The organism is Armatimonas sp. (genome assembly GCF_043760365.1).
GTDB lineage: Bacteria > Armatimonadota > Armatimonadia > Armatimonadales > Armatimonadaceae > Armatimonas.
On record NZ_JAYUPA010000115.1, the window covers coordinates 1 to 6393 of the forward strand.

The 6393-nt window shown below is 59.1% G+C and carries 6 protein-coding genes; 3 read left to right on the forward strand and 3 right to left on the reverse strand.

The genetic code is table 11. The features are described 5' to 3' along the window. Positions 1-1150, reverse strand: a 1150-nt coding sequence (locus tag ACH2EH_RS03045) for an RIO1 family regulatory kinase/ATPase (RefSeq protein ID WP_395138836.1), incomplete at its 3' end; no start/stop codon positions are given. 29 nt (positions 1151-1179) lie between these two features. Continuing rightward, positions 1180-1947, reverse strand: coding sequence for an FHA domain-containing protein (locus ACH2EH_RS03050; protein ID WP_395138839.1), 768 nt, complete (start codon positions 1945-1947; stop codon positions 1180-1182). A gap of 168 nt (positions 1948-2115) precedes the next feature. Between ACH2EH_RS03050 and ACH2EH_RS03055 the strand changes: the two genes are divergently transcribed. Then, entirely contained in the window at positions 2116-2499 is a 384-nt protein-coding gene (locus ACH2EH_RS03055) for a VOC family protein (protein ID WP_395138841.1), read from the forward strand. On the opposite strand, the gene ACH2EH_RS03060 is transcribed toward ACH2EH_RS03055, so the two are convergent. Further along, positions 2482-4287, reverse strand: a complete 1806-nt coding sequence (locus ACH2EH_RS03060; protein ID WP_395138844.1) for an ABC-F family ATP-binding cassette domain-containing protein — start codon at positions 4285-4287, stop codon at positions 2482-2484. The two genes, ACH2EH_RS03055 and ACH2EH_RS03060, sit on opposite strands and share 18 nt — an antisense overlap. A 49-nt stretch (positions 4288-4336) precedes the next feature. Between ACH2EH_RS03060 and cdd the strand changes: the two genes are divergently transcribed. Next, positions 4337-4726 (forward strand): cytidine deaminase, encoded by a 390-nt coding sequence (cdd, locus tag ACH2EH_RS03065; RefSeq protein ID WP_395138846.1) that lies wholly within the window; start codon positions 4337-4339, stop codon positions 4724-4726. A 25-nt stretch (positions 4727-4751) separates the two neighbouring features. Then, positions 4752-6393, forward strand: a 1642-nt coding sequence (locus tag ACH2EH_RS03070) for a tetratricopeptide repeat protein (RefSeq protein ID WP_395138849.1), incomplete at its 3' end; no start/stop codon positions are given.

Consider the following 6393-nt stretch of genomic DNA (forward strand, 5'->3'; position numbering starts at 1 on the left):
TCCCCCGCGCAAACGAGCCGCCCGGAATCGCCATCATCTGTGCCTTGTACTCCGCAAGCGTTTTAGGGGCAGGATAACTAGAGGGCAACTTGCGGTTCGCAACAGGAGGCGTTGGCATCAGCGACTTCACAAACGCCCATCCCGGCGGGAAAACACCCGCGCCAACGGCAAGAGCCGTTGCTCCCAGGCCCCAAACCCAGCCGGGAACTCCGGGCGTTGGCCCTTGACTCGCCTTTGGCTTTGGCTTCTCCTCCACTTTTGTTTCCTGTGGCACAGAGGGCCGGGTAGTAGGGCGCTCTATCACCGGCTCGGGCCGAGGAGAAGGGCTGGTTGCCTGGCGTGTAGGCGCTTCCGAGCGCGATGTGGTAACCGGCGGCGGTGTGACAGGGAGAGTCGGTTGACGAAGCTGCTGGAGAGCTTGAGTGGCTGTGATGGTGCGACTTTCTGGGAGGAAGGCCGTCATCACTTTCAAAACTTGTACTAGCCTTTGATCTGCTCCCAAAGGAGAATGCCAGTTGCGCTCCGCAGGCATCCCGAACCAAAAGTTCAGCACCACACGCCCGACTGCGTAGAGATCGCTCTTAACACTGGCTTCACCATTGAACTGCTCGGGGGCTGAGAAACCCTGTGAACCCGGCGCAATCGTGCCATCTTTGAGCTTGTCCAGAGCCTTATTTTTATCGCGAACCATTCCGAAATCAATCAAGTACAGTTTGCCACTGACTTTGTGACGGATCAAATTAAGCGGTTTGATGTCCCGATGGATAAGTCCAACCTGATCCAGAATGACCAGAATCTCCAAAAGCTCAATGAGAAGCTTACGCGCCTCTTGTTCTGAGTGGGTGTCTTCTGTATTCAGGGTAGCACCAGGTAAGAACTCCATCACATGGAAGTCGCCGCGAGTTGCTTCCAGCTTGGGAAAAGGGCCTTTGCCGGTGAGGTGCTCCAGTGCTTTGCCTTCGCGCTCAAAAAGCTCGCGGCTGAGCGAGTCATGCTTGTCGTCTCTAAGGTGCTTGACCACGCATGGGGGGTGGCTGGGCTTGTCGGTATCTACTGCCTCGTAGGTAAGCGCATAGCCTCCCTTTTCGCTCAGGCACTTCCCGACGGCGTAGCGCCCCAGAACTGTGGTTCCCTCTAACTCGTGAGCCATGCCCCATTATAGCCGACGAAAATGCCAGGCTACACGGTTCGCTTCTCCAGCCGAACGTTTACATTTAGCCCGAACCGGATTTTATTCTCCGGCGCAATTGGCTCAGGATCACCCGCCGCAAGCCGTTTGCCATTGACAAATGTTCCGTTGGTGCTGTCTTTGTCCTTCAAAGTAAAACCCGTGCCCATCTTCTCGATCACGGCGTGCTGGCGCGAGAGGGAGTCCGCCTCGATCACCAAAGAGTTACCCAGCTCCTGCGAGCGTCCTATTGCAAATGGGAACGTCTCCAGCCGTGCCTCAATCTCGGTTCCACGGGGAAGCGTGACAATCACAAACCACTGCTCGGGGGCAGTCGCCTTGGGAGCCTTAACACCGCCTCGTGTCGCCTGCTGCGTCTTCGCCTCGGAAGAACGCTGTGCCTGCTGCGTTTTCGCCTCAGAGGGATCTACAGGGGCAGGCTTGGGAACCATCAGCCCAACGGAAACTTCGATGATATTCTTCGCCTCAGCAACCTCCACAACAACAAAGGTCAGAGGGCCTTTGGTACGGTAACCCTTCTCTTTCAGCCGCGCCTCAACAACGGTGCGCAGCTCCTCCTGCGAGAGGTGCATATGGATGTGCGCCCTGTCTTCCTCATTCGCAAGACAGACTGTTAAGGTGCAGACGTGGCCCACATAGATATGGCCATCTACCCCCACCCTCCGGCTCTCCTCGAATGCCTTCATAATCTGTCGAAGAATCCACTGGGGATCTAGCTCATCGTCATCACTCAATCCAAAAGGTAATCGAATTCTCATGCCAAGCATTCTACCTGCTTCACAAACCATAGCACTTCCCCTTCCTTGCGGCAGGGAAGGGGCCGGGGGATGGGTTCAAAAGATAAAGAAGGAAACCACTGACAGTTTATCGAACAAGTGTTCTGTCTTATTTTCTCCCCCGCCGGGCGGGGGCCAGGGGGTGGAGTTGTGGCAACACTCAACGCAATTGGAATCGTCGTTTCGGATATGAAGAAGGCGCTGGCTTTCTATCGCCTACTGGGACTTGAGATCCCCGAACCTGCCGAGGGCGAGGATCATGTGGGAATCACTCTGCCCGGTGGCATGCAGCTCATGTGGGACACCGAGGAGCTGATCAAGTCCTTTGATCCCGACTGGACACGCCCGAATGGCACCCGAGTCGGGTTAGCTTTCGAGTGCGCCTCGCCTGACGAAGTGAATGCTCTCCACGCCCACGCCGTCGCGGCGGGGTACGAGAGCCACAAAGCCCCGTGGGATGCCTTCTGGGGCCAGCGCTACGCCCAGCTCCGCGACCCCGATGGCACCAGCGTGGATCTATTTGCGGCTCTCTAGCGCTTCCCAGCGGGCGTAGAGGCGCTCGACGGTTGTTTTGGCCTGGGGCAGCTCCTCGTTCCAGAGTTTCTGAAGCGCGGCGGCGTTGGTGGCGGTTGCCGGATCGTGCATGCGCGCCTCAATATTCGCCACTTTCTGCTCGGCAGAGTGGATCGTCTCCTCCATCTTGGAGAGTTCCCGGCGCTCGTTCGTGGTAAGAGCGATGCGCGGAGCCGTCACAACAGGAACGGACTTGGCGATTTTTGGCGTTTTTGGAGCGGCGGCGGCGGCAAGTTCAGCGCGGCGGCTCTCGGTGTACTGAGTGTAGTCGGCGAAGAAATTTGGCGCACCCTCGCCGAGAACCAGCACCTGATTGCAGACTTTATCCAGCACAAATCTATCGTGGCTGACGAGAATCAGCGCACCGGGGAAGCTCTCCATACCCTCTTCGAGCGAGCCCAGCGACGCGAGATCTAAGTCGTTGGTGGGCTCGTCGAGGATTAATAAGTCGGCGGGTTGGAGCATGAGCTTGGCAATGGCGAGGCGTGCCTGCTCGCCACCGGAGAGAAGCGCCACTTTGGAGCCGAGCTGGTCTTCGCGGAAGCCGAACTTCTTCGCCCAGCCCGTCACATGGATCGTGCTCTCGCGGTAGCTGATCACGTCCGAGGCGGGCGAGAGCGACTCGCGGAGCGTGAGATTGGGGTCAAGCCCATCGCGATTCTGGGAGAAGAAGATTGTGCGCAGGCTCGCCGCCCGCTTGATCGTGCCTGTGTCCGGCTCCAGCGTCCCCATCAAGAGGCGCAACAGTGTCGTCTTACCGCTGCCGTTCTCTCCCACTAGCCCTAGCTTGAGTCCGGGCGTAAGCACTAAGTCCAGCCCCGCAAAGAGCTCGCGTCCGCCCAGCGTCTTGGAGAGATTTTTACCGACGAGAAGCTCCTTGGTCTGGCGGCCCGAGGCGGAGAAGCCGCTCTCCATCGCCAGTTTTTCGGCATTGCGCCGCTTGACCGAGTCCAGCTCGGCAAAGACCTCGCCCGCGTCCTCGATGCGCCCCTTCGCCTTGGTCGCACGTGCCCGTGCCCCGCGTCGCAGCCACGCCAGCTCGACTTTTGCCGTGGACTCCAGCGAGTCTTGCTTGCGGCCCAGCGCGATCATGTAGGCAGCTTTCGCCTCCAGAAAGTCCGAGTAGCCGCCCTTAACCGAGAGAAATCCCTCGGCGTAGGCGGAGTTGAGATCCATGAGCTTGGTGGTGGTGTTTTCGAGAAAGTACCGATCGTGAGTAATCACCACAAAGGCAAAAGCGGGGCTCTCCAGAATCCCCTCCAGCCACTCCACCCCCTTCAGATCCAGGTGGTTGGTCGGCTCGTCCAGAAATAAGACATCGGGCTCACGCAGAAGCTGTTGTACAATCGCCAGACGCTTTTTCCAGCCGCCGGAGAGCTGCGCCGCTTGCTGGCTCCGATCCGGAAAGCCCCCCTGCGCGAGCGCAATCTCGACACTGATCGCCTTCTCGGTCTCATCCAGGTGCATGCCCGCCAGTGCGGAGAAAAGCGCCTGCTCGACCGTTTGCTCTCCCTCAAAGGCCTCGTCCTGGGCGACATAGCCGATTTGCAGACCGCGCCGCATCGAGAGTGTCCCGCCGCTGAGCTGCCCTATTCCCGCGAGTGCCTTGAGCAGAGTGGACTTCCCCGTGCCATTGGGACCGATCAACCCCAGCCGCTCGCCGTCCTCGATTCCAAAGGTGAGCCCCGTAAAGAGCGTCCGGCCCGCGCTCCGAGCCTCAATTGCCTGTGCAGATAAAAGTGTCGCCATACCAAGCCAGCAGTGTATCGCACTTTGGAAGGGCGGTAGAATATGAGCAATGATCACGGAGCTAATCTCTCTTGCACTTCATGCCCGGAAAAGTGCTTATGCCCCCTACTCAAACTACTTTGTCGGGGCGGCGATTGCGACCGATGCGGGCGTGTTCGTGGGCTGCAATATCGAGAACGCCAGCTACGGGCTCTGTAACTGCGCCGAACGCACCGCCATCTTCTCGGCAGTCGCAGCCGGAGCGCGCACGGTCACGGCGGTAGCGGTGGCAACCCGCGACGGTGGTTCGCCGTGTGGTGCCTGCCGCCAGGTGCTCGCGGAGTTCGCCGATCCAGACTGCCCCGTGGTCTGTGTCAATGAAACGGGAGAGGTCACTTTTCAGACAACGGTCGGGGCGCTCCTGCCCGCTGCCTTTACGCCACGGAACCTCACTCGCTAACGCACAGTCCCAGATAATAAGAAGCATGCAGTTCGCCAAAACAACGACAACTCCACCACCGTCCCCGCCGCCGCTCCAAAAGGCCGCTGTGCTTTTTAACCAGGCTATCCAAGCGACTCAGGTGGGAAAGCTGACACAAGCGGAAAAACTCTACCGTCAGATGCTAGAGGCAGACCCAAAGGCCGCTGTCGGCTGGGTCAATCTCGGCCTTCTTCTCGGGCGTCAGAAACGCTTCGATGAAGCCATTGCGGCCCTTCAAAAAGCCATTCGTCTAGCCCCCAAAGAGGCCAGCTTCCAGGGACAGCTTGCGTCGCTTGAGTGGGGGGCAAGACGCACCGATGAAGCCATTGTGACAGCGAAGAGTGCTCTCGCGCTCAATCCCAAGAACACCGACACGCTCCGGACGCTTGCGGGAGCCTACCTCTCCCAAAAACGCTTCACCGAGGCAATTTCGGTGCTCAAAACGTGGTCCACGCTTCAGCCCAAAGACCCAGCCATCTTGGGTTCCCTGGCGACAACGCAGCTAGACGCGCAGCAACCCCGTGAGGCACTCCTGACCCTGCGTACCATGACCCAGCGCTTTCCCAAGGAGACCAACGCTTTCTTGATGCGCGGCGATCTGGCTGGACGGCTAGGGGCGCAGAAGAAAGACACCAAGCTCCTGGCGGAAGCGAGTGATGCCTACCGAAGAGCCTTCACACTCAGCCCCAAGAATCTCCGCGCAGGTTTCAACGCCGCCGTTTCAGCGGAACAAGCGGGCGACTTTCCGGGTGCCCTGCTGCTTCTGGAGAAGCTGCGCGAGAAGTTCCCCGATGCGGCAATGGTGCGTCACAGCCTCGCACTGGCCTACCTTCAGGATATCCGCCGCACACCCGAAGACCGTGTGGCACTTGGCATGAAAGAAGCCGAGGCCGCCGTGGGGCGTGAGCCCAAGAACGCGGAGTATGTCACAACACTGGGGTTCATGATGCTCTCGCAGGGAAATAGCCGGGAGCTAGGAGAGCGGGCTGCGCGTGTGTTTCAGGGGGCGCTCAAGCTCACTCCCAAAAACACGCGGACACGGCGCGGCCTGGTGGAAGCTCTCCTCGTGCAGAGTGCCTGGACCGAAGCGATTCCCAGGCTGCGCGAGCTTGTTAACGAGACCCCCGAGGACGATACGCTACGCCAGAAATTAGCGGCAACTCTTCAGGCAGCAGGAAAACCCGCCGAGGCGGTTCTGGAGCTGCGCACAATTGCACGTCGAAACCCCAAAGAGACAAAATCCCTCAAAGATGTCGCCACGCTCCTGGAAAATCTCAACCAGCCCGACGAAGCGGAGAAAACACTCGACGAAGCCCTAAGCCGCGACTCTACGGACACGGAGACACTGATCCGACTCGGGAACCTCGGGACAAAAACCAAGAAATACGAGAAGGCACAGGCACACTTTGAGGCTGCTCTTATCAAAAAACCGCAGAGCGGCGAGGCATTCGCAGGCCTTATTGTGCTGTTTGAAGCTCAGGAAAAGAAAAACGAGGCGCTGGCGGTGCGTGAGCGGTGGGTCAAGGCAGATCCCAAGAACAACCAGGCACGCTACGCTCTCGGCCTTCTCTACGCCGACCTGGGTCGAGACAGTGACGCGCTGGCGATGCTCCGTGGCCTCACATTGCGGCAAAACGACCCTCGCC